General features: G+C 36.0%; 27 protein-coding genes and 1 tRNA gene. 8 read left to right on the top strand and 20 right to left on the bottom strand.

Annotated features, from left to right (window positions below; all coding sequences use genetic code 11):
- Positions 1-143: 143 nt before the first annotated feature.
- Genes ABMA70_RS04355 through ABMA70_RS04340 form a run of 4 tightly spaced genes read right to left on the bottom strand, consistent with a single transcriptional unit; the run spans position 144 to position 5,673 of the window.
- Positions 144-3,185, bottom strand: a complete 3,042-nt coding sequence (locus ABMA70_RS04355; RefSeq protein WP_392991348.1) for an efflux RND transporter permease subunit — start codon at positions 3,183-3,185, stop codon at positions 144-146.
- Between the two features lie 11 nt (positions 3,186-3,196).
- Positions 3,197-3,865: an efflux RND transporter periplasmic adaptor subunit gene (locus ABMA70_RS04350; protein WP_392991350.1), complete on the bottom strand. Its 669-nt coding sequence runs from the start codon at positions 3,863-3,865 to the stop codon at positions 3,197-3,199.
- Positions 3,866-3,867: 2 nt separating this feature from the next.
- Positions 3,868-5,163: a TolC family protein gene (locus ABMA70_RS04345; protein WP_392991352.1), complete on the bottom strand. Its 1,296-nt coding sequence runs from the start codon at positions 5,161-5,163 to the stop codon at positions 3,868-3,870.
- Between the two features lie 57 nt (positions 5,164-5,220).
- On the bottom strand, positions 5,221-5,673 hold the full coding sequence (locus ABMA70_RS04340; protein ID WP_392991354.1) for a MarR family winged helix-turn-helix transcriptional regulator: 453 nt from the start codon (positions 5,671-5,673) through the stop codon (positions 5,221-5,223).
- A gap of 108 nt (positions 5,674-5,781) precedes the next feature.
- On the opposite strand from ABMA70_RS04340, the gene ABMA70_RS04335 reads away from it, so the two are divergent.
- Entirely contained in the window at positions 5,782-6,303 is a 522-nt protein-coding gene (locus ABMA70_RS04335) for a TetR/AcrR family transcriptional regulator (protein WP_392991355.1), read from the top strand.
- Between the two features lies 1 nt (position 6,304).
- On the opposite strand, the gene ABMA70_RS04330 is transcribed toward ABMA70_RS04335, so the two are convergent.
- Complete coding sequence (locus ABMA70_RS04330) at positions 6,305-7,579, bottom strand: acetyl-CoA hydrolase/transferase family protein (protein WP_392991357.1); 1,275 nt, start codon at positions 7,577-7,579, stop codon at positions 6,305-6,307.
- Positions 7,580-7,692: 113 nt separating this feature from the next.
- Between ABMA70_RS04330 and ABMA70_RS04325 the strand changes: the two genes are divergently transcribed.
- Positions 7,693-9,021 (top strand): MATE family efflux transporter, encoded by a 1,329-nt coding sequence (locus ABMA70_RS04325; protein WP_392991359.1) that lies wholly within the window; start codon positions 7,693-7,695, stop codon positions 9,019-9,021.
- Here the strand turns inward: ABMA70_RS04325 and ABMA70_RS04320 are convergent.
- The gene (locus ABMA70_RS04320) at positions 9,018-9,401 is read right to left on the bottom strand and encodes a response regulator (protein ID WP_103216755.1); all 384 of its coding nucleotides are present in this window, start codon (positions 9,399-9,401) and stop codon (positions 9,018-9,020) included. The genes ABMA70_RS04325 and ABMA70_RS04320 overlap by 4 nt on opposite strands.
- A gap of 264 nt (positions 9,402-9,665) precedes the next feature.
- On the opposite strand from ABMA70_RS04320, the gene ABMA70_RS04315 reads away from it, so the two are divergent.
- Positions 9,666-10,085: a CBS domain-containing protein gene (locus tag ABMA70_RS04315; protein ID WP_103216756.1), complete on the top strand. Its 420-nt coding sequence runs from the start codon at positions 9,666-9,668 to the stop codon at positions 10,083-10,085.
- Here the strand turns inward: ABMA70_RS04315 and ABMA70_RS04310 are convergent.
- Positions 10,075-10,779, bottom strand: coding sequence for a cyclase family protein (locus ABMA70_RS04310; RefSeq protein ID WP_392991362.1), 705 nt, complete (start codon positions 10,777-10,779; stop codon positions 10,075-10,077). The genes ABMA70_RS04315 and ABMA70_RS04310 overlap by 11 nt on opposite strands.
- 62 nt (positions 10,780-10,841) lie before the next feature.
- Between ABMA70_RS04310 and ABMA70_RS04305 the strand changes: the two genes are divergently transcribed.
- The 3 genes from ABMA70_RS04305 to ABMA70_RS04295 all read left to right on the top strand — a co-directional run bounded on the left by ABMA70_RS04305 (position 10,842) and on the right by ABMA70_RS04295 (position 14,564).
- Positions 10,842-11,465 (top strand): FMN-binding negative transcriptional regulator, encoded by a 624-nt coding sequence (locus ABMA70_RS04305; RefSeq protein ID WP_103216758.1) that lies wholly within the window; start codon positions 10,842-10,844, stop codon positions 11,463-11,465.
- 306 nt (positions 11,466-11,771) lie between these two features.
- Entirely contained in the window at positions 11,772-13,205 is a 1,434-nt protein-coding gene (locus ABMA70_RS04300; RefSeq protein WP_392991364.1) for an MBL fold metallo-hydrolase RNA specificity domain-containing protein, read from the top strand.
- A gap of 12 nt (positions 13,206-13,217) precedes the next feature.
- On the top strand, positions 13,218-14,564 hold the full coding sequence (locus ABMA70_RS04295) for an ATP-binding protein (protein ID WP_392991366.1): 1,347 nt from the start codon (positions 13,218-13,220) through the stop codon (positions 14,562-14,564).
- Here ABMA70_RS04295 and ABMA70_RS04290 read toward each other — a convergent pair.
- From ABMA70_RS04290 to ABMA70_RS04280, 3 genes are all read right to left on the bottom strand, one after another.
- Complete coding sequence (locus ABMA70_RS04290) at positions 14,561-15,631, bottom strand: hypothetical protein (RefSeq protein WP_392991368.1); 1,071 nt, start codon at positions 15,629-15,631, stop codon at positions 14,561-14,563. The two genes, ABMA70_RS04295 and ABMA70_RS04290, sit on opposite strands and share 4 nt — an antisense overlap.
- 132 nt (positions 15,632-15,763) lie before the next feature.
- Positions 15,764-16,486 (bottom strand): helix-turn-helix domain-containing protein, encoded by a 723-nt coding sequence (locus ABMA70_RS04285; RefSeq protein WP_392991370.1) that lies wholly within the window; start codon positions 16,484-16,486, stop codon positions 15,764-15,766.
- A 160-nt stretch (positions 16,487-16,646) separates the two neighbouring features.
- Positions 16,647-17,183 (bottom strand): hypothetical protein, encoded by a 537-nt coding sequence (locus tag ABMA70_RS04280; protein WP_392991372.1) that lies wholly within the window; start codon positions 17,181-17,183, stop codon positions 16,647-16,649.
- Between the two features lie 138 nt (positions 17,184-17,321).
- Between ABMA70_RS04280 and ABMA70_RS04275 the strand changes: the two genes are divergently transcribed.
- Positions 17,322-18,125, top strand: a complete 804-nt coding sequence (locus tag ABMA70_RS04275) for a TIGR02147 family protein (protein ID WP_103216763.1) — start codon at positions 17,322-17,324, stop codon at positions 18,123-18,125.
- A 139-nt stretch (positions 18,126-18,264) separates the two neighbouring features.
- Here the strand turns inward: ABMA70_RS04275 and ABMA70_RS04270 are convergent, their stop codons facing one another.
- Positions 18,265-18,690 carry a hypothetical protein gene (locus ABMA70_RS04270; protein ID WP_392991374.1) on the bottom strand — a complete coding sequence of 142 codons (426 nt, stop codon included), beginning with the start codon at positions 18,688-18,690 and terminating at the stop codon, positions 18,265-18,267.
- 75 nt (positions 18,691-18,765) lie between these two features.
- Here ABMA70_RS04270 and ABMA70_RS04265 point away from each other — a divergent pair, with 75 nt between their 5' ends.
- Entirely contained in the window at positions 18,766-19,182 is a 417-nt protein-coding gene (locus ABMA70_RS04265; RefSeq protein WP_392991376.1) for a hypothetical protein, read from the top strand.
- Here ABMA70_RS04265 and ABMA70_RS04260 read toward each other — a convergent pair.
- The 9 genes from ABMA70_RS04260 to ABMA70_RS04220 all read right to left on the bottom strand — a co-directional run bounded on the left by ABMA70_RS04260 (position 19,179) and on the right by ABMA70_RS04220 (position 25,518).
- Positions 19,179-19,670 carry an RrF2 family transcriptional regulator gene (locus ABMA70_RS04260; RefSeq protein ID WP_392991378.1) on the bottom strand — a complete coding sequence of 164 codons (492 nt, stop codon included), beginning with the start codon at positions 19,668-19,670 and terminating at the stop codon, positions 19,179-19,181. The genes ABMA70_RS04265 and ABMA70_RS04260 overlap by 4 nt on opposite strands.
- Before the next feature lie 88 nt (positions 19,671-19,758).
- Positions 19,759-19,962, bottom strand: coding sequence for a DUF5522 domain-containing protein (locus ABMA70_RS04255; protein WP_392991380.1), 204 nt, complete (start codon positions 19,960-19,962; stop codon positions 19,759-19,761).
- An 8-nt stretch (positions 19,963-19,970) separates the two neighbouring features.
- Entirely contained in the window at positions 19,971-20,471 is a 501-nt protein-coding gene (locus tag ABMA70_RS04250) for a hypothetical protein (protein ID WP_103216765.1), read from the bottom strand.
- A gap of 113 nt (positions 20,472-20,584) precedes the next feature.
- Positions 20,585-20,899: a VF530 family DNA-binding protein gene (locus ABMA70_RS04245; RefSeq protein WP_103216766.1), complete on the bottom strand. Its 315-nt coding sequence runs from the start codon at positions 20,897-20,899 to the stop codon at positions 20,585-20,587.
- A gap of 477 nt (positions 20,900-21,376) precedes the next feature.
- Positions 21,377-21,997 carry a DNA-3-methyladenine glycosylase I gene (locus ABMA70_RS04240; RefSeq protein WP_392991382.1) on the bottom strand — a complete coding sequence of 207 codons (621 nt, stop codon included), beginning with the start codon at positions 21,995-21,997 and terminating at the stop codon, positions 21,377-21,379.
- 17 nt (positions 21,998-22,014) lie between these two features.
- Positions 22,015-22,302: a YciI family protein gene (locus ABMA70_RS04235; RefSeq protein ID WP_392991384.1), complete on the bottom strand. Its 288-nt coding sequence runs from the start codon at positions 22,300-22,302 to the stop codon at positions 22,015-22,017.
- Positions 22,303-22,316: 14 nt separating this feature from the next.
- The gene (locus tag ABMA70_RS04230; protein WP_392991386.1) at positions 22,317-22,886 is read right to left on the bottom strand and encodes a TetR/AcrR family transcriptional regulator; all 570 of its coding nucleotides are present in this window, start codon (positions 22,884-22,886) and stop codon (positions 22,317-22,319) included.
- Between the two features lie 299 nt (positions 22,887-23,185).
- Positions 23,186-23,261 (bottom strand) — tRNA-Ala (locus ABMA70_RS04225).
- Positions 23,262-23,316: 55 nt separating this feature from the next.
- Positions 23,317-25,518, bottom strand: coding sequence for a hypothetical protein (locus ABMA70_RS04220; protein ID WP_392991388.1), 2,202 nt, complete (start codon positions 25,516-25,518; stop codon positions 23,317-23,319).
- Positions 25,519-25,554: the final 36 nt, after the last annotated feature.

The raw sequence follows: 25,554 nt of genomic DNA, 5'->3' as shown, positions 1-25,554 counted from the left end.
TTTAATTCTCGCTTGTTGCTAAATAAAATAATGAACATTTATAGCACTTTTAAGGATGAGTTTGTTCAAGATGGGAAGATTTACAGGAGATGTCTTAAGTTTAGACGTAAAAAAGGCCTCTAATTAAGAGGCCTTTTTTCAAATTATGCATTTGATTTCAATAGCTTAGAGAGCCATTCTTTCACTCGATATAGCACTAAGTGAATCGTTGGAACGAGTGTGTATGTAAAGAAGATTGAACCTAGCATACCACCAATCAAAACCGCACCCATGGCCGACTTCATTTTGTCGATCATAAAGAGCTGTGGCATTGTACCAGCGATAATGGCAATAGAAGTCATTAGAATAGGCTTCAGTTTTTCCTCGGCCCCTAACCATAATGCTTCCTTAATCTCAACACCTTCATCAAGCTTTTGCTGAGTATATTCAATCATAAGAATGGCGTTGTTAACGGCAAGTCCTACAACCATTACAATGGCCATCATGGAACCAATATTAATCGTCTGCTCCGTGTAGAACATCATTAAAAAAGATCCTAGGAAAGATGTTAGAATCGCTGAACCAATTGACACTGGGAATACAAATGAGTTTAGGATCGCAACAAGTAGCATATAAGTTAAGATTACTGCTAGCATGAAGGCTTTTCCCATCTCTTGTTGAGATTCTTTCTGACTTTCTGCTTGGCCTGCGAACATAAATTTTGTTCCTTGTGGCAGTTCTGCCTTATTGAATTGCTGGCCCAGATCTCCCATGATGGCACCAACAACACCTTTTACAACAAAGGCCTTGATCTGAATGATTCTTTCTTTGTCACGTCTTTTAAGTGGCGAAGATGCTTCGACAACTTGAACCTTACCAAGGCTTGAGATTGGGATAAGTCCATCCTTTCCATGAATCAGAAATTTATCAAAGTCAGAGATATTTCTTTTAAATTCTGGCGCAAGAGTTACGTTTATATCGTATTCTTCACCACCTTCTTTATAAACGGCATCATCATTACCATTTACAAGTGCACGGATTGTACCCCCAAGACGCGAGCTTGAAAGGTTTTGACGAATTACTTTTTGAGGTTCAGAAATAAACTGAATCTCCATTTTTGGAATTCTGTAAGAGCTTTCAATTGAACTAAAGTATCCTGAGTCCTTCATGATCTTTTGCATTTTTTCTGATGCAATAATCATATTATCGAAATTATCTCCTGTGACGTTTATTGTAATATCACCATCATTACTAGCGTTTCGACTACCACCTGTTAGAGTGATTTCTGCTTCAGGAATATTAGATACCTTTGGAAGTAGATCATCCATGATTTCTTTATAGTCTCTTTTTCTCTTTGTTGCTGAAGTTAAGTTGACGGTAATACGTGATCTTTCTTCACCGTCATAACCAATATCTGAAAGAGTTGAAACAACCTCTGGGTACTTTCTTATAATCTCATCAACCTGTTGAGTGATCTGAGCTGTTTTTTCAATTGGTGAACCATCTGGCATAAGAATAAATGCCTTAAATTCATCACGGTCAGACTTTGGAAGGAACTCATTACCAACACGTTTTGCCGGATAAACAATTGTAAAGAAAAGCGCCATTAGGACAATAATTGAAGTAATAGGCCAATTCATAAATTTATCAAAGAACCAACGATACTGTTTTGTTGCCCAAGCAAGTAAGCGATCGACAAGACCTGCGAGCTTAGGGAAAGGTCCTTTTAAAGTATCAGGGTCTTTTAGAAGTAAGGCACAAAGCATTGGTGTTAACGTAACAGATGCTAGAATCGAGAAGATCGTTGCAAATACAACAGTCATACCAAATTGAAGCATGAATTTACCAACGACACCACCCATGAAGGCCAGTGGAGTAAATACAACTAGGTTTGTTCCTGAAGAGGCCATTACAGCAAGTAAAACTTCTTTCGTCCCATCAATGGCTGCCGACTGAGAGTCTTTTCCCATTTTTAGATGCTTGTAAACGTTTTCGATAATGATAAGAGCGTTTGCAATGAGGGTACCTAGACATGTACCGAATGCAAGAAGTGTCATAACGTTAATTGAAAACGATGACATATCCATAAGGAAAAGTGTTGAGATAATTGAAGTCGGAATTACGATACTTGCAATAAGGGCACCACGCCAGTCTCCCAGGAATGTTAAAAGAATCGCAATTGTTAAACCAATACCAATGAAGATCGAGTTAATTGTACCTTTTGTATCATCTAATGTAATTCGAGTTGTATCAACGACTAGTTCAAGTTGCATCCCATCAGGTAGCTCATTTTGTACTTTCTCAAGAGAACTCTTTAAATTTTCAACGATCTTAATAGCATCACCATCAGAAAGCTTTAGTACTGATAGACCGACTACTTCCTTTTCATTGAAGCGTGCCATCGTTTCAACTTCTTTAAAGCTATCTGAAACATTTCCAATTTCTTGAAGCTTAAAAACTTGTCCCTCTCGGGAAACAACTTCTAGATTTCTGATCTCGTCAACGTTGGCAAACTCCCCAACGAAGCGAACACTAATCTTAGAGTCTGTCGTATTTATTGATCCACCTGGGATATTTAGGTTCTTTCTAGAGATGGCCGCAAGAACATCCTCAATTGAAAGATAATTTTGAATAAGAAGGTTATTATCTAACTCAATATTGATCTCTCTTTCTCGTCCACCAAAAATGTCAACAGAGGCAACACCATTGATAGATGATAGGCGAGACTTAAGTTTTTTATCAGCATACTCATATACTTGAGTCAGGTCATGCTTTGTACTTGAAAGAGCAAGAGTTGCAATTGGCTGAATTAATGGGTCAAACTTTGCAATGATTGGACGATCTGCTCCATCTGGAAAATCGTTTAAGATTGCTTCAACCTTATCTTTTACTTCAATTGATTTGATGTTAGCGTCTGCTTCAATATCAAATTCAATGATAACAATACCAAAACTGTCACGTGCATCTGATTTGATTTTCTTAATTTGAGAGACTTCCGAAATTTCGTCCTCAATCTTCTTTAAGATTTGTGATTCGATTTCTTCAGGTGATGCACCAGCATAGACCGTTTGTACTGTAATAAGTGGAAGCTCAACCTTAGGTGTCGGTTCAATAATTAAGTTACCAATTGAAACCAGTCCCATTACCATAAAGATGGCAATAAAGATGATTGTTGTGGCAGGGCGTTTAACAAATATTTCGATCATCTTCTAACTCCTTAATCCTGATCCACTAGTGCTTTGATGATATTTACTTTTTCGCCATCATTAAGATAACGTTGGTCACTTAGCACAACAGTGTCTCCTTCAGTTAGTCCGCTTTTCACAACATAGAAGTCTTCGTTACTATCACTTACTTCAATATTGCGTTTTGTAACGATATTCTTATCATTAACGATGAATACGTTATGCGAACCACCTCTTTCTGAAACAGCTTCTCTTTTAATCGTTAAAGCATTTTCTAATTTGTGTGTTTCGATATTCATAATATAGAGATTTGTTGGAATCTTTTTATTTGCAAAAGATACAACGATTTTATGCAGACCCGAAAGATAATCAGCTTTGGCATCAACCGAAACTACATTTCCGTATACTTTCTTATCTTTTACGCGAATACTAACAAGTGCTCCAGGCTTTATTAGATTTGCCACTTTTGGTGCAACTGATGCATGAATTCTTGGACCAATATTACTACCTGTTACAATGACAAAGTTTGAGAAGGCCCTTCTCGTAACCTTTGTTGTATTAACTGGAGTTCCTGAAACAGCACGAATTGTATACATAGTCGCAGTTTCTTTACCTTTCTTTCTTTGTAGGTCTAAATCTTTAACAAATAAGCTACCTGCGTAAACAAGACCAACTATTAAAACGAAGATTATTTGCTTCATAATTATTTATCTCCCTTTCCTGTAGTCGTAAGAAGTCGATCCATCTCAGCACGAGTTACCTTTAGTTGTAATTTCGTTTGAGCAAGATTTAGACGGTGTTGAGTTAGTTGAATTTCACTATCATTGAGCTGAAGTTGTGATACTCCACCAGACTTAAAAGAGCTAAGAGCTACTTTATAAGATGAAGAGGCTAGTTTTACAGCTTCAGCTTCCGCATCAAATCTTTCTTGAAGGCCTTCGTAGTCTTGTTCAAGTTTTAAGTATTGAGTTCTAATTTCTCTTCTTAGTTGATTAAACTTCAAGCGCGCGATATTCGCATCACTTCTTTTTATAGCTACTTCTGAGTTCTTACTTCCTCCAAGATCCCAGTCAAACGTAAACTGTAAACCAAATGAAATATCATTTTGGTTATGTGAGATATCTCCTGAGAATGGTTTATCAACTCGATAAGTAAGAGGAGAGTAGGCAACAAATAATCCAAGGTCGGGAAGACGTTGGCTCTTGGCAAGCTCAACAGAGAAGTCTGATAGTTGAATGCTTTCTTTCAGAATCTTTACATCAACTGTTTCATCAAGCTTTTGTAAGTTTGAGGGTATCGTTGCAATTTTATCTTTAGCATTAAAGTTATCAGCAACTACCTTTACGTCATCTTCTGGTTGTAGAGCCAGAAAGTTTTTGATGTCTAAGATTGCATTTTTAAGGTTTTTCTTTGCAATAATCCAATTTGGTTTTCTACTGGCAAGGTCAGCTTGCATTTTGATATTATCATTTCGTGAGATACGTCCGTAAGAAACACGTTCTTCAAGCGCATTTTTATTTTTAACAGCATTTTTATATGAGTCTTCAGTTATTCGTACAAGCTCTTGGTTGAATAAAACTCTGTAGTATAATTGTCTTGCAGCATTCTCAACTTCAGCCTTTGTTACAACTGTTCTCAACTTTCCGATCTTATTTGCAGATTCTGCAATATCGACACCACTAGAGATTTTTCCAAAAGTGTATAAAGGTTGTGTGAGCTGAACTCTTGCATTGTGATTCCAGTCATAACCGTGAGGCATGATATTACCTTTACCATCATTTTTCGTTAAGCCTGCAGATATTGAAAGGACTGGAAATAGATTAGATGTTGCACTACTTAGTGTTTCTTTGGCCTGTTCTAATTCTTGTCTTGCAATACCAACATTTTCATTTCTTTTGACTGCAAGTTCAACTACTGATTGTTCGTTTAAACTGTATTGAGCAGCGCTTACGCTACTAGCAAGTCCAAACAAGACAATATAAGTCTTGATCCTTCTCATGAGTGTGGTTCTCCTGTATATTCTGTCTCTTTAGATTCTCTTTAAGATTTTTTTATTTTATCTTTTTGACTGATAAAACTCTTCAATCATTCCCAACTGACATAAAAGTTTACTTTTCTCATCTTGAGAAAATCTTGAAACTAGTTCATGCCCCATGCTGAAGTAGCGAGGAAGTACTTTATTGATTAATTCAAGGCCCTCTTCAGTAAGTGTAATTTTCTTTGACCTAGTATCGTTTTCGTCAATGGCCTTCTTGACTAGATTGGCTGTTTCAAGTCTTTTAACGATTCCCGTGATATTGGCCTTCGATACTAGAAGCTCTTCTGCTAACTCTGTTGTCGTAACTGATTCTTGATCTGTTAAGTGTAGGATGACAAGGACATCAAATTGAGGCTTTGTAAGTTTAAAATGCGAAACTTCTTCAGAGATCATTTTATCGAGGATTCGAGTTGTGCGAATCATGCGTCCGATAATACTTTCCTGTACATATTCACTCTTTATTATTGACATTGTTACTCCAAGTTTGTTAATGTGTTAACTATATAGTTAACATGTTAACTAAGTTGAATCAAGAATTTTATTCAAATTGACGGTAAGTTAACAAAAGGTAGTAGCTAGATGAATAATACTAAACAGAATTTGATTGATGTTGCGATTCCTTTAATGGCAAAAAATGGTGTCTACGGCGTAAGTTTAAGAGATATAGCGAAGAAGGCCGAGATTAATGTCTCTTCAGTTCTTTATCACTTTGGTTCAAAAGAAGAATTTATTACGACATGTGGTGAACACTGTATCAACTTACTCGCTGAGCAGATTAAAGAAATTTCAAAACATACCTTTGATACTGTTGATGAGCTAAACCAAGTGATCAATCAAGGTGTGGAACAGGGTAAGGAAGCTATCGCAATTTGTGTCATGCTTCTTGTTATCGACTCACCTGGCTTTAGAGAAATTTATGAAAATTATGTCTCGGATGCATATGTATCTGTTCATGGACAAGAGAATCCATTCTTATTAAATCTTAGATCATTTATTTCTTATATGATCTTTAAGAGAGTTGATCTAAAAGTAGCAAAAGAAAAATATGAGGGGAGTGGTATGGTAGAATTATTATGCCAATCCCCAGTGAGTGCACTGTAGATTATTTTCTACAGTGCGTTTCATGCCACATCTTTTCAAGATTCTCACGATCATCAGGATGAGCAATTCTAATCAACTCTTGTGCTCTTTGATTAAGACTCTTTCCGTATAAATCAGCAATACCATACTCTGTAACAACATAGTGCATATGTGATCGAGTTGTTACGACACCTGCTCCTGACCTTAATGTTGGAACAATCTTAGGGTAACCTTTTACACTTCGTGAGTTGATAACAATAATAGGCTTACCTCCTTCAGAAAGTGAGGCGCCTCTCATAAAGTCCATCTGGCCACCAACTCCAGAGATAATACGATGGCCGATTGAGTCTGCACAGACCTGTCCTGTAAGATCAATTTCAACGGCACTATTGATCGCACATACTTTTGGGTTTCTTCTAATGATACTTGGGTTATTTACATAGTCTGCTTCAAGTTGAATAACGCTTGGGTTGTCATTGATAAAATCATGTACATCTTTGCCTCCAACAATAAAGGCACTAACTGTTTTTCCACGGTGAACATTCTTACATGAATTATTTACGGCGCCACTTTTAATTAAATCAAGCGCACCATTTGACCACATCTCTGTATGAATCCCTAGGTTCTTGTGGTTCTTTAAACTAGCCAGAACTGCATCAGGAATTGATCCAATTCCCATTTGAAGAGTTGAGCCATCTTCAATAAGAGATGAAGTGAGTTGTCCTATCTTTAAATCCTCTTCACTCAAGCAAACTTCTTGATGGCCAACAATTTCGTGATCAATTTCAATCGCATAATCAATATCATTAATATGAATAAAGCCATCACCATGAACACGAGGCATATGTGGATTAATTTGAGCAATTACAACTTTTGCACTACTTACTGCAGCCTTTGCAATATCAACAGATGTACCTAGAGTGCAGTGCCCATGTTGATCAGGAGGACTGACGTGAATAAGTGCAAAGTCTAGAGGAATTCTACCGCTTCGAAATAAGTTTGGAATTTCAGATAGAAAGCATGGAAGATAATCAACTCTTTGGTAGTCGATATGTTTTCTCACATTTCCGCCAACAAAGAGATTGAGAATTTTAAAGTTTTCACAATATTCTTCATTTGCATATTTCGCATCACCGTGAGTATGTAGGTGAGTAAGTGTGACATCTTTTAATTTATGAGCATTTTCAAGTAACCCGTCAATTAGGGCCTGTGGCGTAGAATCACCACCATGAATAAAAATATTTGAATTAGAATATACTATCGATAAAGCTTCCGCTGCATTTGAAACAATTTTCACAAGCACTCCTTTGTGTTCATATTTTACGAAGATTTGGCCGAGATTTAAAGTATATTTGGTTACAATTTTTATATGCCATCTATTAAAAAATTAAGGTATAACCTCTAACTATTATGGTAGTTGCAACAACGAGTAAGAGACTCAAAGAACTTATTTATTTTACTATTCCACTTGTAATTGGCCAGGTTGGGCAGATGCTTTTTAACGTCGGTGATATTTTTGTTGCCGGACGCTATTCAACATCAGCAGTAGCATCTATTGGTGTTGCAGCAGGTATGTTGTCTCCTTTTATAATGATTGGAATTTCAACGTTATTTTCTGTCAGTGCAGTTACGGCAAGAATGCGTGGAGCTGATACGAATCCACACGAGAATGGCGTATGGGGAAGTGGAATGACTTTAGCACTTCTTTTAGGAAGTGTTATTTGTACGGCCCTTTATATCTTTACTTACTTTGTTGACTATATCGGTTTGAATAAAGAGATCGTACCTCTTGTTAAGACTTATCTTTATTGGGTAAATATCTCTATTATTCCTGCACTTATTTTTCAAATGATTAAGGAATATCTTCAAGCTTTTGATAAAACAATTTTTGCCAATGCTCTTATCATTTTTATGAATGTCGTTAACCTCATTATGAACTACTGTTTAATGTTTGGGATTGGACCTATTCCTGAAATGGGAATAAAAGGTGCGGCAATTGCAACTGTTGTAACTCGCTTTATTCTAGCTTTAATTATTTATGTTTATGCTTATCGAGTACTTCCAATTGAAACGCATTTTAGTAAAAAGTCTTTTAAGGAATTGATAAAACTTGGAATACCAGTTGGTCTTGGAACTTTTATTGAAGTATTAATGTTCTCAACTGTTACTGTCTTAGTTGGACGCATGAGTCTTGTAGCATCAGCGTCTCACAATATTGTTCTAACAATTGCGGGACTAACTTTTATGGTTCCTCTTGCCATCAATGGCGCGGCAGGGGTTAAGGTCGGCTACGCTCTTGGTAGAAAAGATATGGAGATGATTAGGAATTATGCCTATGGGTGTATCTTTATGGCCGTATCTTATATGGTCATAACGGCAATATGCTATTTCTTCTTTCATGAATTCTTAATGGGACTCTTCACGACTGATCAGGCCGTTGTTCTTTATGGATCAGGACTATTCTTATATGTTGCTTTATTTCAAATACCTGATGGACTACAAGTCGCAATGTGGGGAGTCTTAAGAGGGCTTGGTATGAGTAAGCAACCAATGCTCTATTCGTTTTGTGGTTATTGGCTAATTGCAATTCCTGTTGGGATTTATTTAAGCTATCAACACGGAATGGAAGCAGCTGGTTTATGGGCGGGACTTGCAATAGGACTTACTATCGTTTCAATGATTCTCTCGCTTTTATTTAAAAAGAGAATTGGTGAACTTTCTAAGGAATGGGGCGTTTAGGATTCTGATTGCTGCTTTAGTTTTTCTTCAATATAGAGAATGACTTTGTCGAAGTCGAATGGCTTCGTCATAAGATCAACAGCACCTAGCTCCTTTGCTCTTTGTGCATTTAATTCGTCAATGAAGCCTGTAATAATTAAAACTGGAGGTGTTGGAGCATTAAGCTTTCCAATTTCTTCCAAAAGTTTTAGGCCATCCATTTTTGGCATTTTTAGATCAGTGATGACAAAGTCGACAGGATTATGTTTTGCATAGTCTAGGGCCAACTCACCATTTTTGACACCTATGGTTTCATAACCAAATGACTCAAAGGTTTCCACGTAGATATCATTTAATGTCGGTTCATCTTCGGCGACCAAGACCCTCTTCTTAGCTAACATATAAAAATTGTATTTAATCTTTCTACCTAAGGCAAACGTATAAATAAAAACTGTGTTTTAAATCACATAATACAGTTATTCTAGATAGTTACGTGAATTAACCAATGGCAAATTTTTTTGATTTTAATGCCCATTTTTTGCCAAAATTGACGAGAACTCTCTTGAGGTTAAGGCAAAAATTAAGATTTTTTTTCGTAAAAACTGACACTTGTCAGTTACCAATTAGTCCATTGTGCTAATCTAAATTTAATTTAGGAGGCATGTATGAAGCATATATCAGTCGAAGAATTTACTACTCCCGCAGTTCACGTTGTTGATCAAAATGCCAGTATCGATATCGCTTTTAAGATTATGAAAGATAATGGAATTAGGCATCTTCCTGTAAGTGACGGGAATCAAATTGTGGGAATCATTTCAGAAAGAGATGTTATGTCAATTTATGGAAAGAGCTGGTGTGATGGAGTTTTAGTTAAAGACTTCATGAATGAATCTGTTCTTGCTGTTAACAAGGACGATAGCTTAGGTGAAGTAGCTTATCAGCTATCAAGTAATAAAGTTGGCTCAGCAATTGTACTTAATAATAGAAATCGTGTGTACGGTATTTTTACTGTTACAGATGCACTAAATGCTTTAGTCGAAGTTTTTGTCGATGACGCTTATAAGAGAAGTGATCTTAGAAATTAATTTCATCCTTCTTGAAGAGAACCGGACATACCGGTGACTCTGAAGCTAAGTGTAGTGGGAGTGGAAAGCCTGAAAAGAAGTACTTTCCAGCAGGCACGTCGTCTAGTTTTAAATTTTCAAAAATGGCAGCTTGCTTAAAAAGTGTATTATGAATCGGCCTATTTCTGCTCCCTGGACAAAAGTCAGAAGACTTCCAAGAAGTACCATACATATCAAAGTTAGGGTTTTGTAATAAGTAGTCAGCACTTTCTTGTGAAAGTGTTAAGACATAATTAGGGTCGTGCAGTTGTGATTTGTTTATTGGCATTTCTTCGACTGACAAAATCAACTTGCATGGAATCTCATCTCCAAGCTCGGACTTAAGCTCACTTAGTGAGACTTCCCAATGGTAAATACCATCAAGGCCTTCTACAGGTTTCCAGTTTTTTCCTTTTAGTTTTACGACAACTACTGGCCCAAAAAATGAATTTATTTGCTTCTTAAAATAGTCATCGACGCTCATCCCATTTTTCATAATGTGAGATTGTGCTTCCATATGAGTGAGACTATGTGGTTTTAAAGTATGAGCATCATAATTTACTGGAGGACCTTTTGGATCATTCATCGAGTAAATATTCTCTCGCTTATAGCCTTGACCTTCAAACCACATTCCAGGCATTGATTCTGTAATAATTGGACTTAGGATATAAGGCATTTTAACTCCAGTGTTTATTGAGTTATCATTGTAGCATTAATAAATGAATTAGAGGTAGTAGAATGCATATACCAAAGCTATTCAAGCAGGAAGATAGGACCGAGTTAATAAAGCAGATGAAGGAGACGACATTTGCGAATCTGATATCAAACGGAACTGAAGGGATTGAGGTTAATCATCTTCCACTTTGCGTTGTCGAAGAAGAGGGGAAGCTATTCTTATTTGGACATATTGCAAGAGCAAATTCTCTTTGGAAATCCACACTTGATAACAGTGAGGTTGTAACTACCTTCAATGGCCCTCATTGTTACATTTCTCCTAATCATTACCCAACTAAGAAAGAGACTGGTAAAGCTGTTCCAACATGGAACTATATTGTTGTTCATGCTCGTGGAAAAATTTCATTTATTGAAGATAAGGAGTGGATTCTTAATTCGATTGAGATGCTTACTAATGAACAGGAAGAAGGAGGCCACAATCCTTGGAAGGTTGAAGATGCTCCTCGTGATTATACACAAAAGCTTCTGGCCGCAATTATTGGAATTAAAATTGAAGTAACCTCTCTTGAAGGGCAGTGGAAACTTAGCCAAAACCAACCAGTTGAAAATAGACAAGGAGTGATCTCTGCTCTTAGTTCCTCAGATGATCCTTATCAAAGGGAAGTCGCTCAAAGAATGAAATTATAAATCTATCATTGTCTGACGATATAAAAAAAGGTCAGTATTAAACTGACCCTTTTGTTGATAGATTAATTTTTTTGGCATTTCTCATATAATTCTCCTTGAGTTGATTTCCTATGAATTAAGTATATGTCTCAAAAAGAATTTTTAAGTTTGTTTCGAGTCTAATTTCTGCAAAGTGATTGTGAGTTTTTTGTTAGTCGTATTGAATACTCAACTATGATAACCTTTCTTTTATCAATATTAAACATTCTTAACTATTAAAACGTCGATAGGTAGTACACGAAATTTAATTATAAAAAGGATGTATCGATGAGAATTACTTTTCTTGGAGCAGCTGGTGGTGTTACTGGATCTAAAACTTTGTTAAAAGTTGGGAAGGATTATAAAGAGCAGTATCTTGTTGACTATGGACTCTATCAAGGGGCCAAGGAAAATCGTGAACGCAATTGGATGTCGTATCATGGTGCCAGTAAGCTAAGTGCAGTTTTTTTAACTCATGCACATATTGATCATTCCGGCCTTTTACCTCGTCTATATCGGGATGGTTTTCGAGGTAAGGTTTATTGTACAAGGGAAACATTTAGGCTTTGTCAGATCTTATTAATGGATTCGGCCCGTATTCATGAAGAAGATGCTAAATATGCAAATCGAAAAAAAATTTCAAGACACAAGCCGGCCCTTCCTTTATATACAACGCAGGAAGCTCAAGCTGTTCTTGAACACTTTGAAGTTGTGGATTTCGAACAAGAGCTGACAGTTTCTAAAAATATTGCCATTACTTTTTTCTGGGCCGGCCATATTCTTGGAGCAAGCTTTATTCGAGTCCGCTATAAAGCAGCTAGTGGAGAAGTTAAAACAATCGTTTTTTCTGGAGATGTTGGGCATAAGAGAAATATCCTTTTAAACGAACCTCAAGTTATCTGTGAAACTGATTATCTTGTTTTAGAGTCTACATATGGAGATAGGCTACATGCCCGTATTCCTGCAAAAGAAGTTTTAGGAATGTATCTAAATACAATTTTAAAGCGCGGTGGAGTTGCGGTTATACCCGCATTCTCAGTTGGTCGTACACAAGATATTCTCTATCTTATTAAAGAATTGATGAATGAAGAGGCCATCCCTAGTGTAGCTGTTCATTTAGATAGCCCACTTTCTAAGAAAGCTAACCGTATATTTAATGATTGTTTTCGAAAGGGTCATGTCAAAGATAATGTAACAGAGGATATCGATATTTATCCTGATACATTTGAAGAAATCGAAGATGTTGAAGATTCAAAGGCCCTTATGGAAAAGTCTGGACCTCGTATTATCGTTAGTGCTTCAGGGATGATTGATGGTGGGAGAGTTGTGTATCATGTAATGAAGCATATTGTGGATGAAGATAGTGGAATAATTTTAGTTGGCTTCCAACCTGAAGGAACGAAAGGTCGTATTCTAATTGATGGTGAAAAAGAATTCCATATGCATAAACAGAGACTTCCAGTTCGAGCTAGTATATTTTATATCGATTCATTATCAGCGCATGGTGATTACTTAGATCTTATCGGATGGCTAAATGAATCACGTATTTCACCTAAGCTTGTTATTTTAAATCATGGTGAAGAAAAGGCATCAAATCATTTTAAAACTCTTCTCGAATCTCAGTTAAGTCTTAGGACAACGATTGCAACCTTAGGGGAGGAATTTGACTTAGAAAATATTTATGATAATCAAACAAAGGTCGCAAGTAAGTTAGCAGCGTGAGGTAAGAGGTTAATGAAGATTGATTATGAAAGAGGAATTACATATAAGTATCTTATTGCTTTCGTATCGATTGTCTTATTCACTATAATTGCTCAAGCTTTAATGCAATTTCTCATTCTTCAACAGGAAAGTTACTCCCAGGTTATTAACTTAGCTGGTCGCCAACGTATGCTAAGTCAAAGACTTGCTAAGCAGTCTTTAATTTATTCTTTTAATACTAGTGTTGAGCCAAGGAGTGAAGTAAGTAAAGAGATCCTTGTCACAAAAGAATTACTGTTTTCTACTCATGAGGATTTGAAAAATGGTAGTGAAGATAAGGGAATAGCTCCTGCATTTTCGCCAAATATTAAGCAGCAGTATAAAGATCTCGATCCCATTTTAAGTAGTATTGATAGGAATATTAACTGTATCGTAAACTTGTGTGAGAATCAAAAGAAAAGCCTTGAAGAGATTGTCAAAGATACAGATTTATTTTTAAAAAATATGAATAAGATAGTTTTTGAGTCTGCAGATTATTCTAAAACGAAAATATTAAATTTAAGTAAAATAGAGCTGCTTTTATTCTCATTAATCATTCTTCTATTAATTTACGAATTTTTTAAAATTCTTATTCCTATTAAAAGAAAGCTTGTTAGTCAATTAAAAGAACTACAACAAAAAGATCAAGTGATTACTCACAGTTCAAAGCTTGCGGCCATTGGGGAACTAGCCGCTGGTGTTGGCCATGAGATTAATGGGCCACTAACAATTATAAAGGGATACCTTGCCCGACTAAAAAAAGAGAACTTCAAATCTAATGAGCATGAAGATTATATCGTAAAGTCATTAGAGAAAATAGAATCGTCAGCAACACAGATTGAAAATATTGTTAAAGGATTAAGGAATTTTTCTCGCAAGGATGGACAAGGATTAGTTTTATTTGATCTATCTGCAGTCTTAAATGACTGTATCCTTATGATTGAAGAGATATATGAACACTATGGGATTAGCGTGTCATTTGAAAATTCTTTAGGTGAGTTACAGGTGAAAGGAAGTCCTGGGAAGATACAACAAGTTGTGATGAATTTACTTACCAATGCTAGAGATGCTCTTGAGCAGAGTGAGGTAAAGCAGATCAAAGTAACTCTCACTAGTTGTGACGATAAGGCCGTTATTGAAGTTTCTGATAGTGGTGCAGGGATTAGTGAAGAGAATAAACGAAAAATTTTTGAACCATACTTTACAACTAAGGAGTATGGAAAAGGAAGTGGATTAGGTTTATCTCTATCTCATAATTTCATCAAGGAGCATGGTGGTTCAATTACCATTGATTCTAATTCTGGGGGTGGAACAACTTTTAGAATTGAAATTCCTCTTTAATCACAAAGTGGGGATAAGATCGTTCTAAGTTGGCTACCATTTAACTCGGCTTGATATGGTGAGTAACCACTTGGTCCATCACCCATAATATTCTTATCATCTAAAATGATTTTTCGATCAGGACATCTTCTATCTTTATATGCATCAGCTAATCCCAAATTATGGGCGAGTTCATGGATATAAAGCTTACATCTTTTTTGATCATTAATATTTGCAACGTTTGCAAATTTATGAGTTGCCCATTCTTTGGCCGTAGGCCTTTTGTGTTCCTTAGAGATCGTAACCGTGTGATCGCATTTGAATCGATCCATGATGCCAGTCTCTTCTTTTAAATCGACATTAAGCTTTAGCCCGTGTCTTGCGTAAAAATCTTTCACACAAGGCATTGAGTTTCTTACAAGTGCCATTGATTCTTCTTTGTCTTTCTCATTACCGTCAAACTTTAGGTAGAGTGAGACATCGACATTAACAAGACCTTCTTTAATGTAGGTTTTATACTTTGTCTTTGTTCCAACATACTTAAAGAGGTCGCTATTTTTATCACAAAGTGATTGCGATTTATAATCGACCTCGACTACCGAGTCTTCAGGTCGATTTTCCAGACAGCTTTTAATATAAGTGCTCTTATTAGCATAGTATGAGATTCTTCTTTCGCTGCTACCATACTTTAAATTCCACCCTTCAAATTCTCGATCAGTTGAAAAGTAGAGGAGTTCACTATTTAGGCAAAGATTCTTATCCTTCACAGCATTTATATTTTTAAGTTCACCCGTTACTGATCTAACGACGAGCTTACTCTCTAATGCCTGAAACTCTTCTTTTAATGGCCTTAATCTTTCTATAATATCTTTATTCTCTTTTTGTAGTCTTGCTATTTCTGCTGCCGTTTCTTGGGGTTTGAGCATGCGATGATAGAGGGTGTTCTTCTTTGATACCTCTTCTTGATTCTTATTAAACTGAGAATGAAGTCGATTAATTTCTAACTCTAATTCGTAATAGGTATCGAGATCACCTGCATGAGTAGGTAAGGAGATGGCAAATATAAGAAGGCTTATAAAATAGAACATGATTTCTTTTCGGTATAAAAGTAAAAAAAATTACTTTTAAATATGTAATGGGAAGTTACTAAGATTCTGATATTACATGCTTTTTGTCTTGGGGAGCTAATAAAAAAGCCAGTAAACTGGCCTTTTCAATAACTATTTTAATGGGTAAATTTCTTGCCCTTTTGCTTCCACACAGGCAAATAGGTAGGCATGCTCAGTATTATCCTCATTTTTTTCTTCTAGGTCGTAGTACTTATTCAAGAGATTGAAATAATCTAGCCTGAAACTTGCTAAGTTTTGTTCACTCAGATTTAATGATCCATGGGCATAGATACCTTTGAAGTTCTTTTGTCTCTTCTTCTTTAGTAAGGACATGAAATTATTTTCAAAATAATGAAGCTGAAGTTCAGTAAGAGATTTATCAATATTGATGCTGACTCCTTGAAGATAAGAAGTCACCTCTTTCGAGTCTCTCTCAATGATATCAATTTTAACAAGTTTCGAAAGATACGATTCCATCTCTAATTTTGTAAGAGAGTATTCCTTCTTTAAAAGTGCTGGTTTGTATTTAAATTCTCTTAGTTTCATAAAGAAAAAGAATAACTTTGGCTCCTCAAGAAATGCATCAATTTGTTGCTTTTTAAGCTTTTCTATTGGTCTAAATTCTAGTGATTTTCTTAAGACATCTTCCAGCGTTATATCTAGAATGTCTAAAATAGATAGAAGTTTGGATAGTGAGATATCTTCACTTGTAAACATCTTCTTCACGCCACTCTCGCTCATTCCTAAGGCATGCGCTACCTGTGCGTAACGAATCTTAGACTCAGATAAGATGGCCTTAGTTGCTTTGATAATTTGATCTACATTTGTATTCATAATTTCCTCCAGTGGGCGTGAAATTACCACTGAACTGAGAATAGGCAAAATATGGGGAAATTACAATAAAAGTACCGTAAATGGGTACTATTTTTTATGTTTTAATATGTGTTGTTGAATTAAGCCGAAAAGGAGCTCTTCTCGGCCAATTGATATATCTTTAAAGTTTGATTCTAGTGCTATCAATCATAACTGCAACATAGAAGTCACGATTGAAGAAGTATGGAACATCAGTAGGGTAATCAATACCAGCTTCTGCTTTCACAATTTTTACAACTTCAGATACATTAATAACTTCACCGCTTGTTAGCTTCCATAATAGGTTGTCATTAACATCAAAAGTAAGTCTAACAGGGTAGCGAAATTTACTTTCTAATACTAGGACTCTTTGAAATTTCGTCCAATATGGTGCTTGGATATCTGTCGGATAATCTGTACCTGCTTCTGCGCGAACTAACTCGGCATGGTCAGTATAAACTGGAATTCTAACTCCATTATAAAGTGATAGAACGTAATCGTATTGAGGAGCCGGTGCATCAGTTGGAAAGTCGATACCTGCTACAGAGTTATCAATATGCATTGTGCTTATCGCTGGGTGGGCCATTGGGCCAGCACTAACGATAGGGCCTGCAAATACTGGGTTAATTAGATGTAATGCCATTAAGATAAAAGCGATGATTTCAATTTTTAGTTTCATATAAGTACTCCCTTTAGAAAAATAGTTTCAATTGATATTGAACAGGAGTAGATTTAACAAGCAATAAAATATGTGTATATATTTTTTATATACATTTTGTCCCTTGAATGTTTATTTTTAATATACTATTCTTCGTAAATGGAAATATTCGAGTTTAAAAATTATCATAAATTTCTTCGTTACTTGATTCTCGAGGCTTATGCACAAAGGGGACTTCAGGCAAAGTTATCAAAGGCAATTGGTTGCCAAGCTGCATATCTATCGCAGGTATTGAAGGAAAAGGCCGATCTAAGTGAAGATCAAGCGTATAAATTAAGTGTATTTTTTAACTTCTCCAAAATTGAAACAGAATATTTCTTAAATCTAATTCGCTACGCTAGGGCCTCAACTCACGAACTTAAAAGTTACTTGAAGTACAAGGGCGAGAAAATTGCTGAGGAAGCAGGTAATCTAGCTTCTAGAGTCAATTCAATGGTTATTGACGATGAAAATGAGCAATATAAAGACTATTTTATCTCATGGATACCGTCTGCGATACACATCGCGACTAGTTGTCCCAAGTTACAAACAATTCCTAATCTGGCCAATCACTTTGCACTAAGTGAGAAAAAAGTTAGATCAACTCTTATCTACTTAGAAAAGCTTGGCCTAGTTGAAAAACATGATCAAAACTACATCTTTAGCGGAAAGTCTATACACCTTCCATTTGAGTCTTGGCTAAACACACCTCATCAGATGGCAAAGAGAATACAAGTGTTAGACATCATTGCCAAAGAAGAGCCTAATAATATTCATTATTCTTCTACATTTACGATTGATGAAAAAGATTTCTTACCTCTGAAGGAGAAAATTTTAAAGCTAATTCAATCCACTCAAGATGACATTAAGGAATCTGGAACAGAAGTTGTTTGTGGCCTGAATATTGATTTATTTGAAACTTAATTAAAATAGGATAGCTCTTTAAGGTACTTCACTTTCATTTATTAGTGCGTGACATGGGCAAGCCGGTCCATGGGTAAAGTAATATGTTAAAAAAGGGGAGAGTCCTAAATAGATTCCAACCAAGAGGAAAAATAAATCTTTAAACAAGCTTCCCCCCTTTCATTGAACTCTGTTCCTTATGGTAATAAAACTGCATGAAACCAACTAGTAGAGGAGGCATGTAGCATAAAGGTATATCCATGAATAAATGCTCCATTGCAACCAGCCCTCTAAGTGTATCGAAGAGATGAACTATGGCATGGGCCGTAAACCAAGCCTGTAAGATGAAGAGTGTATTCTTTCTCCATGAACTATCGATAATTGATTTAAATGAGATCACACTTAATACTAAAAAAATACATCCTAGATCACGAACAAAATGCTCATTTAAAGGTCCAAAGTCAGGAATTCTTCCTGGAAAGTTTTTATACCAATGTACAGGGCCTACTAGCATCCACAAAGCGCTTATAAGATTTCCTAGAAATAATAAGAAGAAAAATAATTTCCATCTTTTTTCCTGACTCATATCTATCCTTTTTTTTATATTGCAAAGGTATTATTAAGGATATATTATATCCTTAATTGGCTCAAGGAGAAAAGTATGTGTTTCAAAAAAGCTCTTTTAATATCTAGGTATCTTCTCGCAATCACGTATTTGTGGGTTGTAGCTGATCGATTAAGCCTACTAGGGCCTGCTGGAAATATGGGAGTTGTTTGGGGTGATTTTGATACTTTTTTGAGCTACACAGCAAGCCTAAACCCATGGTTTCCTAAAAAAGTGTCATACTTTTTTGGGTATATTGTCACTATCGTTGAAGTCTTATTAGCTGTCTTTTTTATTTTTAATGTAAGGTTAAAAGAAACTTTCTTAGCAAGTTTTATACTCTTAGTAACTTTTACTTTCAGTATGATTTTTTCAGTAGGGTTTGAACAGGCTTATGACTTTATTATTTTTACTGTTATATTGGCCTTATTAAATGGATACATGTTTTGGAGACTTAAAAGAGGCGCAGTTTAGGACATCTCTTTATTTACCCACTGTTCTGATAAGTCGAAGATTTCTGCTGGAACTTGCGCGTTTATTCCTGAAACAATGTCAGATAATTTCTTTTCTCTAAGAACATTTCTCCAAGCTTCATCGGCCTCAAGCATTGCAATTGCAATTGTGCACTTTACACTTTTATCTTTGTCTTTTTTCTTTAGGCAAGGGTTGTTAAATCGAATTTCCTGACAATTAAATGTTCTTTTCTTTCCTTCAATGGCCTCAACAATTTCTAAAAGACTAATTTGGGAAGGGTCTTTTGCTAATTGATAGCCACCTTTAGGACCTAAGGTCCCTTCAATCAATCCATTTGAGGCCAAGAGTTGTAAGGCCTTAGATAGGTATTCCTTAGGGATTCCATGGAATTTGGCGAGAACTTTTGTTGGGATAAATACACCTTCTGGAACTCTCGCTAAAAATTCCATGCAATGTATTGCCCATTCGATTTGATTTCTTAATTTCAAAGTTGTTCACCTGTATTTGTCATTAACGTCAAAATTATAGCATGATATCTCTACATTGTTTAGAGCAGTGATCCACTTACTTTTTAATTTAGCTTCTTTTCTTGAAGCCCCAAGGGCAATGGCGGCAGCCATACTTACAGCATTTTCTCATACGCTTTAGGCGTACTTCTGTTGAAACAATACCGCCTGTAACAGGGTCCTTATAATAGTCTTCACCATTTTTGACGGCCTCGTCATGTAGAATGCGGTACTGTTGTTTTAGGTTATTCTTTTTATTCTTATTTCTAGACATATATTAAGTTATGCCGCCTGTACTTGTTTGGAACTTTCCTCTAATGCAGCAACTCCACTTTTATAATCTTTTGTGAACTTAATAAACTTATATAAGTAGATTGAGCAAACAGCAATGGCAAAGTAAGCAAAGTGCCTAATCGCTATTTGAATATTTTCGTATTGTATTAAAGAAAGCTTTCCAATCCAGTAACCTACAAAGGTTGAGATGAGGAAGCTGTCGCGAATACAATAAAATGCAACGGCCGTAATAATCATGGAGTCATCTGAGGCCAACATTAATTCACCTCTTCTAGATCTTGCACCAATGATAAATTGAAACTTTTTAACATTCATATAAGAAATTTCAATTTCTTCACCTACATAAATATGGTCAGCGATATATGTAGTTGTGATGACATTCTTAAGTTTGGTACCATCTTCAAATTCAAGAAATGTGTACTCTCTAGTTTTTCCCTTTACCTTAGATGAGCCATATCCAATAACTTTTGATTTAACTGTTGAAGCCACGCTTTCTCCTCACTTTATTAACGTTCAATAGTCGGCTTAGCGGGCGAAAATCTTTAATTGATGTGGTTTTAGATATTAGAAACACTTCCTAGTGATTATTCTTATTATGCCTCTCAGTATTTTGTCTTACGCCCACCAGTACCACTTCCAAGTGCAAGGTCTTTTTTTGATACCGTTCCATCGCGTTTCATTTTTTCTATCGTTTCTAAATTCCCACGATACATCTTCTCTATCTTTTGAATGGCCCATGGATTTTTTCTAATAAATTTTAAAATTTTATTAAACATGGGAGGCTCATCATTGAAACTATTGATCTCTGTCATTGCATAGATTTCTTTACAGCCAAAGAGATTGATAACATCTGTTAACATCATCTTTAAAGTTACACCCTCTAAGGGGTCTTTCTTGCGATTTGTTTGATCATTCATTTTTTTTACCTAGTTTTATATTGTTTAAGATATGGTAACTTATAAAGTGTTATACATCCATCTACACTTTATTGCTTGGTTAAGTTGGCAAGGAGCCAGATATTCTGCTGTTTTTTGTTCTTAAAAGGGGTGATATATGAATATAGTATTTATTAGCATTTATGCATTTTTATTTTTTGTACTCGGCGTATTGTCTACATATAATTCTATGCTCTTTATTAGATTGAAAAAGGACTATGATGTTTCAAAGTCATCTAATATGTTTGAATTTATAAAGGAATGTGATGATTATAGATGTGTAAAAGCACGAAAGATATCTTTAGCTGTAAAAGCTGTAATATCGATAATTATTATTATGACTGTTTGGATACTGTGTGGCTTTTAAGTTATTGTCCGTTCGTTTTTGTGTGGTATATAGAAACTGTAGTTCCAGGTGCTCTTTCTTTACGCACGGTCAACGGAAAGTGACCTGGAACCTTATATTTTTTCTATTTTAGGTTTTTTAAATTTTTTTCGAGACTTTTCAACATTCTTTTGGATGGCACATTTAGAAACGTGGTCGTTAACTAACCCCATCGCCTGCATGAAAGCAAAAATAGTTGTTGGGCCAACAAATTTCCAACCTCGCTTCTTTAAGTCCTTAGACAGTAAAGTTGATTCAGGAGTCACAGAGACAGTTTGCGGTTTTATTGGTTTTTTACTATTCGGCTCAAAGCTCCAAATATAGGTAGCTAAAGAACCAAACTCTTTTACTATTTTTTTTGCCATTTTAGCGTTGTTAATTGTTGCCTCTATTTTTCCACGATGTCTAACAATTCCTTCATTTTGAAGTAGGCGATTAATATCTTTTTCGTTAAATCTAGAGACTTTATCAAAATTAAAATCTTTAAAGGCCTTTCTGAAATTTTCTCTTTTAGAAAGAATTGTTCTCCAGCTTAAACCGGACTGAAACGCTTCCAAGCAAATTTTTTCAAATAATCTATAGTCATCTTTGACGGGAAATCCCCATTCCTTATCGTGGTATTCAATAAATTCAGGGGAAACGCCACACCATTTACATCTTAATTTTCCGTCAGTACCTTTAATTGTATTTTTCATTGCTCACACATACTTTTCTACTTCATTAATAATTTAAACTTATCATGGGCCATCGAAGGCGATATTTCATGAATTTCATACTTAACAATATTTTTTTCAACAAATGGATCATTCTTTACTCTTTCTTCTAAATCTGAATAAGATGAACATGAAGCAATGATACCTCCACCTAGGTTTGGCTGCAGTGAGCCAACAACCATAAATACATCATCATCAATTCCTTTTTTTATCCATTTTTTATGGGCATCCATAAAGTCCGCAGCTAGATTTTTATTTTCTGAAAACTTTAAAAACACTACAAACATTTTAATCTCCTAAATTATTTATTATTTAAACCCTTTACCCAATCAATCAAAACTTTAACTTCATAATTAACAAACGATTCATCTCTATAGGCATTTGCCAGCGTTGCAATTCCTTGACTTCTTGCTAATACATGCATTGCATATTTGTTAGCATTTTTTTTAAATCCTAAATCAACAAATTGCTGCCTAAGCCAGTCACGAAATAGGTTAAATATTTCATTAGCTTCACTTCGTGAAACGTGCTCTAATTTATTCAACTCAGTAGTAAGCGTTCCGACGGGGCACCCATAAAGCTTAATTTTAGTCAAATTTGCAATTAGAATATGAATGAAAAGTTGAATTCTTTTTTGAGGGTCTTTGCCTTTTAACTGCCATGTTTCTAATAGCTTTTCAGTCTTCTTGAGGCGGTATTGAATTACTGCACTTAAAATTTCATCTTTAGATTTAAAGTGATGATAGAAATTACCTCTAGAGATTTGAACCTCTCTTGCAATATCTGTAAAGGAAGTCTTCTCAAAGCCTTGTTCATAAAAAAGTCTATCAGCATTTTTTATGATTTCGTCTCTAGTGGATAAGTCTGACATTTTTACCTCTTACTTATTTAGGACTAGTGTCCTAATTGGTATAGTACTAGGACAATTGTCCTAGTGCAAGCGAAGGATTAGTTTTCCAGTTGCTTTTTCTTTATGCAGAGCCAACGTAAAGTGATCTTGCACGAAATGTTCTTTTTTAAATAGTGAGCTAGTTTGCAGGGGAGTCGACTTTAGCTCCTGCGTCGTCGACACGATGGCATCCATGCCATCGACCGCCAAAAGCAATTAGATCTGATACTAATATCAACAAAAACAAAAAAGCCCACTCGCAAGAGTGGGCTTTTTTGTTTTGGTGGACCTTAGCGGGATCGAACCGCTGACCTCTTCGCTGCCAGCGAAGCGCTCTCCCAGCTGAGCTAAAGGCCCTCAATTGAGATATTTTGTAGAAAGATAATAGCCAACCCTGGTGGGGTTGGCAATATTATAATTCTGGTAAATCACCACTTTGATCAAGTTCACGAGCGATTTCTGCTTTCTTTGTGCTTACGGCCTCTTCGTAATCACGATAGAAACACTGGTTTTTGTAAGCTTCATTCTTTGTTGAAAAGCGCTCTGTACCTTGGATGAGGTATGGGATTCCGCCACTTTTATCCAGTAGCTCCTTACACCTTTTAAGAACATACTTTGCTCTTAGGCCCATACCTTTTTGTTTAATCATCGGGTAGTAGATGGCACAAGAGTGGAGAGTGTCACGGTAGATATCGTCACGGCTTCCTTTATCAAGGGCCACTTTTACATTCTTGTTTAGAACCTTGATGATCTCTTTTGCGAAAACCTTTTCAAAGTTTTTACGTGCTGTATTCATTAGTGGGATATTACTTGCTCCCACATTATCTCCACGAAGAAGGCTTTCTTGCATTCCACGATAAATTGGAACTAAGAAAATATACTTCGAGTAGTTTAAGCTATCTTGGTATGTAAGCTCAGGAGATTCAGCATATGGAAGGCCATATAAGAAGAATTCTTCAACTGTCCTGATATAGTTGTAAAAACTTGCATCAATTGTTTCAACTGAAAGTACATCACCATCAGATAGGTTATTTGCAAGATACGTATAAGCAGCTTGAGAAAGGTCCTTGAAGCTGTCACACTGGCATGTTGGATTGTCGATATCACAATCTTCTGGCGTTAGTCCTTGTGTGTCTGTCACAACATTTTCAAAATTAACGAGTGCCTTAAGGGCCTTTAGTGCTTTCTTAATTCTAATTGAAAACAGTGACGTTGCCTCTGGCCTTGTTGTCGTGTTTTCTAGGTCTTCTTCAAAGATTTGAATAACTTCAGAAATCGAGAAGTCCTTCTTGTTGTCGCGCCAATTATCTTCGGCTTCGATTACTTTATAAAGTCTTTCAACGTTTACTGAGTTTCTAAGTTTTTCAGAAAGTCTTTCCTTATCGGCACCAAGGTCAGCTAAGGCCGGCTTAATTACTTCTTGGATATATTGCGTACGATCTTCATCACGTGCAATAGCAGCTTCCTGACAGTCACTATTTTCTTTTACCCAGTACTTACCATCTTGGAACTCTCGACAATAAACTTTTAGTTTAGAGTTGATATTTGTATACCAAGTCAGCATATGGGCCCACTCTGACCATGGGCGAATGTTTTGATAGCTATCATTCCACTCTTCAATCTCGTAAGGATTTGGTTGATAGAGCCTAAGTTTTGCTTGCTCTTTTTGTAGAGTGGCAATCGTTACAATTGTATCCTGTTGGTTTGCTGTCTCGTAAATATCACGAAGTTCACTAAGGATTCGTTGAAGACGAGGGTAGTGCTTTCTTAAGTCTTTTACTCTTTCAAAATCTTTTGTTGGAGTATCAAGCTCCTTAATATAATTGTACAGCCACTTTGCTTCTTCTCTTGTTGCATTTTTGCGACGAAGGTTACAAGTCATTGCATTGATATTCTTATAAGCACACTTGTAAGAGACGTAGTAGTTACGATTATTATAGAGATCTTCTAAAGCTTGGTTAGCATCATTACCTTTAAATTGAACGTATGAAACAAGACTGTCCACCATATTGGCAAGACCTGTTGAAGCCGCTGCTGTAAATAGGTTCGATCCAGGATAAAGTGCGCCTGCAACTTGACCCATAAGCATGATCGTTGGACGAATCATTTTTGTGCCAAGATCCTCATCACACTCTGGTGCCGCTCTAAGATCATCAAGAATCGTTGTGGCCATACTAAGCGAATCAACAATTCCATTATTACGGTTATTATCCGCATCAAGTAGTTCTTGTCGTCTGCGCTGAAGACTTAGAATTTCTTGATCAAATTGTCCCGTATATGAGCTAGCTGTAACAAGCTTATAGACTTCACTCGAAATCGTCTCAAGGTTTGAGTCAATAATTGAAAGCTCACTAGAGCTTGATCGGTATTGTTCATTTAAAGAGGCGAGGAAGGCCTTTGAGTTGGCATAAATTGACTGACAACGGTAGCGCTCATCATTGATATCTTTGATGGCCGTGATTAGTGAGTCGACAACTTCAAGGACTGCTTGGTCACTTACGAATTGACATGAGTTTGCAAGACGCCCGCTAAAAAGGATTGAGCTGTTAAATTGAGCCTTAGAAAACGTGGCCACCATCGTGATGGCCACTATTTTAATTATAATTTTAATCATTAAAAAAACCTGTGTGTTGTGTTCTTGTGTGTATTT

Origin of the sequence: Halobacteriovorax sp. XZX-3, from assembly GCF_043196495.1 — a bacterium.
GTDB lineage: Bacteria > Bdellovibrionota > Bacteriovoracia > Bacteriovoracales > Bacteriovoracaceae > Halobacteriovorax_A.
The sequence above is the reverse complement of the archived record's forward strand: the minus strand, read 5'-3'. Positions and strand labels throughout refer to the sequence as shown.

Coding starts and splice junctions, on each gene's coding strand:
- ABMA70_RS04320 (WP_103216755.1), bottom strand. CDS start 9,401: ATGTTAGCTAAGAAGAGGGTCTTGGTCGCCGAAGATGAACCGACATTA.
- ABMA70_RS04345 (WP_392991352.1), bottom strand. CDS start 5,163: ATGAGAAGGATCAAGACTTATATTGTCTTGTTTGGACTTGCTAGTAGC.
- ABMA70_RS04305 (WP_103216758.1), top strand. CDS start 10,842: ATGCATATACCAAAGCTATTCAAGCAGGAAGATAGGACCGAGTTAATA.
- ABMA70_RS04355 (WP_392991348.1), bottom strand. CDS start 3,185: ATGATCGAAATATTTGTTAAACGCCCTGCCACAACAATCATCTTTATT.
- ABMA70_RS04240 (WP_392991382.1), bottom strand. CDS start 21,997: ATGAAAAATACAATTAAAGGTACTGACGGAAAATTAAGATGTAAATGG.
- ABMA70_RS04310 (WP_392991362.1), bottom strand. CDS start 10,779: ATGCCTTATATCCTAAGTCCAATTATTACAGAATCAATGCCTGGAATG.
- ABMA70_RS04280 (WP_392991372.1), bottom strand. CDS start 17,183: ATGAAACTAAAAATTGAAATCATCGCTTTTATCTTAATGGCATTACAT.
- ABMA70_RS04220 (WP_392991388.1), bottom strand. CDS start 25,518: ATGATTAAAATTATAATTAAAATAGTGGCCATCACGATGGTGGCCACG.
- ABMA70_RS04350 (WP_392991350.1), bottom strand. CDS start 3,865: ATGAAGCAAATAATCTTCGTTTTAATAGTTGGTCTTGTTTACGCAGGT.
- ABMA70_RS04245 (WP_103216766.1), bottom strand. CDS start 20,899: ATGAATGATCAAACAAATCGCAAGAAAGACCCCTTAGAGGGTGTAACT.
- ABMA70_RS04340 (WP_392991354.1), bottom strand. CDS start 5,673: ATGTCAATAATAAAGAGTGAATATGTACAGGAAAGTATTATCGGACGC.
- ABMA70_RS04275 (WP_103216763.1), top strand. CDS start 17,322: ATGGAAATATTCGAGTTTAAAAATTATCATAAATTTCTTCGTTACTTG.
- ABMA70_RS04295 (WP_392991366.1), top strand. CDS start 13,218: ATGAAGATTGATTATGAAAGAGGAATTACATATAAGTATCTTATTGCT.
- ABMA70_RS04265 (WP_392991376.1), top strand. CDS start 18,766: ATGTGTTTCAAAAAAGCTCTTTTAATATCTAGGTATCTTCTCGCAATC.
- ABMA70_RS04325 (WP_392991359.1), top strand. CDS start 7,693: ATGGTAGTTGCAACAACGAGTAAGAGACTCAAAGAACTTATTTATTTT.
- ABMA70_RS04235 (WP_392991384.1), bottom strand. CDS start 22,302: ATGTTTGTAGTGTTTTTAAAGTTTTCAGAAAATAAAAATCTAGCTGCG.
- ABMA70_RS04230 (WP_392991386.1), bottom strand. CDS start 22,886: ATGTCAGACTTATCCACTAGAGACGAAATCATAAAAAATGCTGATAGA.
- ABMA70_RS04315 (WP_103216756.1), top strand. CDS start 9,666: ATGAAGCATATATCAGTCGAAGAATTTACTACTCCCGCAGTTCACGTT.
- ABMA70_RS04290 (WP_392991368.1), bottom strand. CDS start 15,631: ATGTTCTATTTTATAAGCCTTCTTATATTTGCCATCTCCTTACCTACT.
- ABMA70_RS04255 (WP_392991380.1), bottom strand. CDS start 19,962: ATGTCTAGAAATAAGAATAAAAAGAATAACCTAAAACAACAGTACCGC.
- ABMA70_RS04300 (WP_392991364.1), top strand. CDS start 11,772: ATGAGAATTACTTTTCTTGGAGCAGCTGGTGGTGTTACTGGATCTAAA.
- ABMA70_RS04335 (WP_392991355.1), top strand. CDS start 5,782: ATGAATAATACTAAACAGAATTTGATTGATGTTGCGATTCCTTTAATG.
- ABMA70_RS04270 (WP_392991374.1), bottom strand. CDS start 18,690: ATGAGTCAGGAAAAAAGATGGAAATTATTTTTCTTCTTATTATTTCTA.
- ABMA70_RS04285 (WP_392991370.1), bottom strand. CDS start 16,486: ATGAATACAAATGTAGATCAAATTATCAAAGCAACTAAGGCCATCTTA.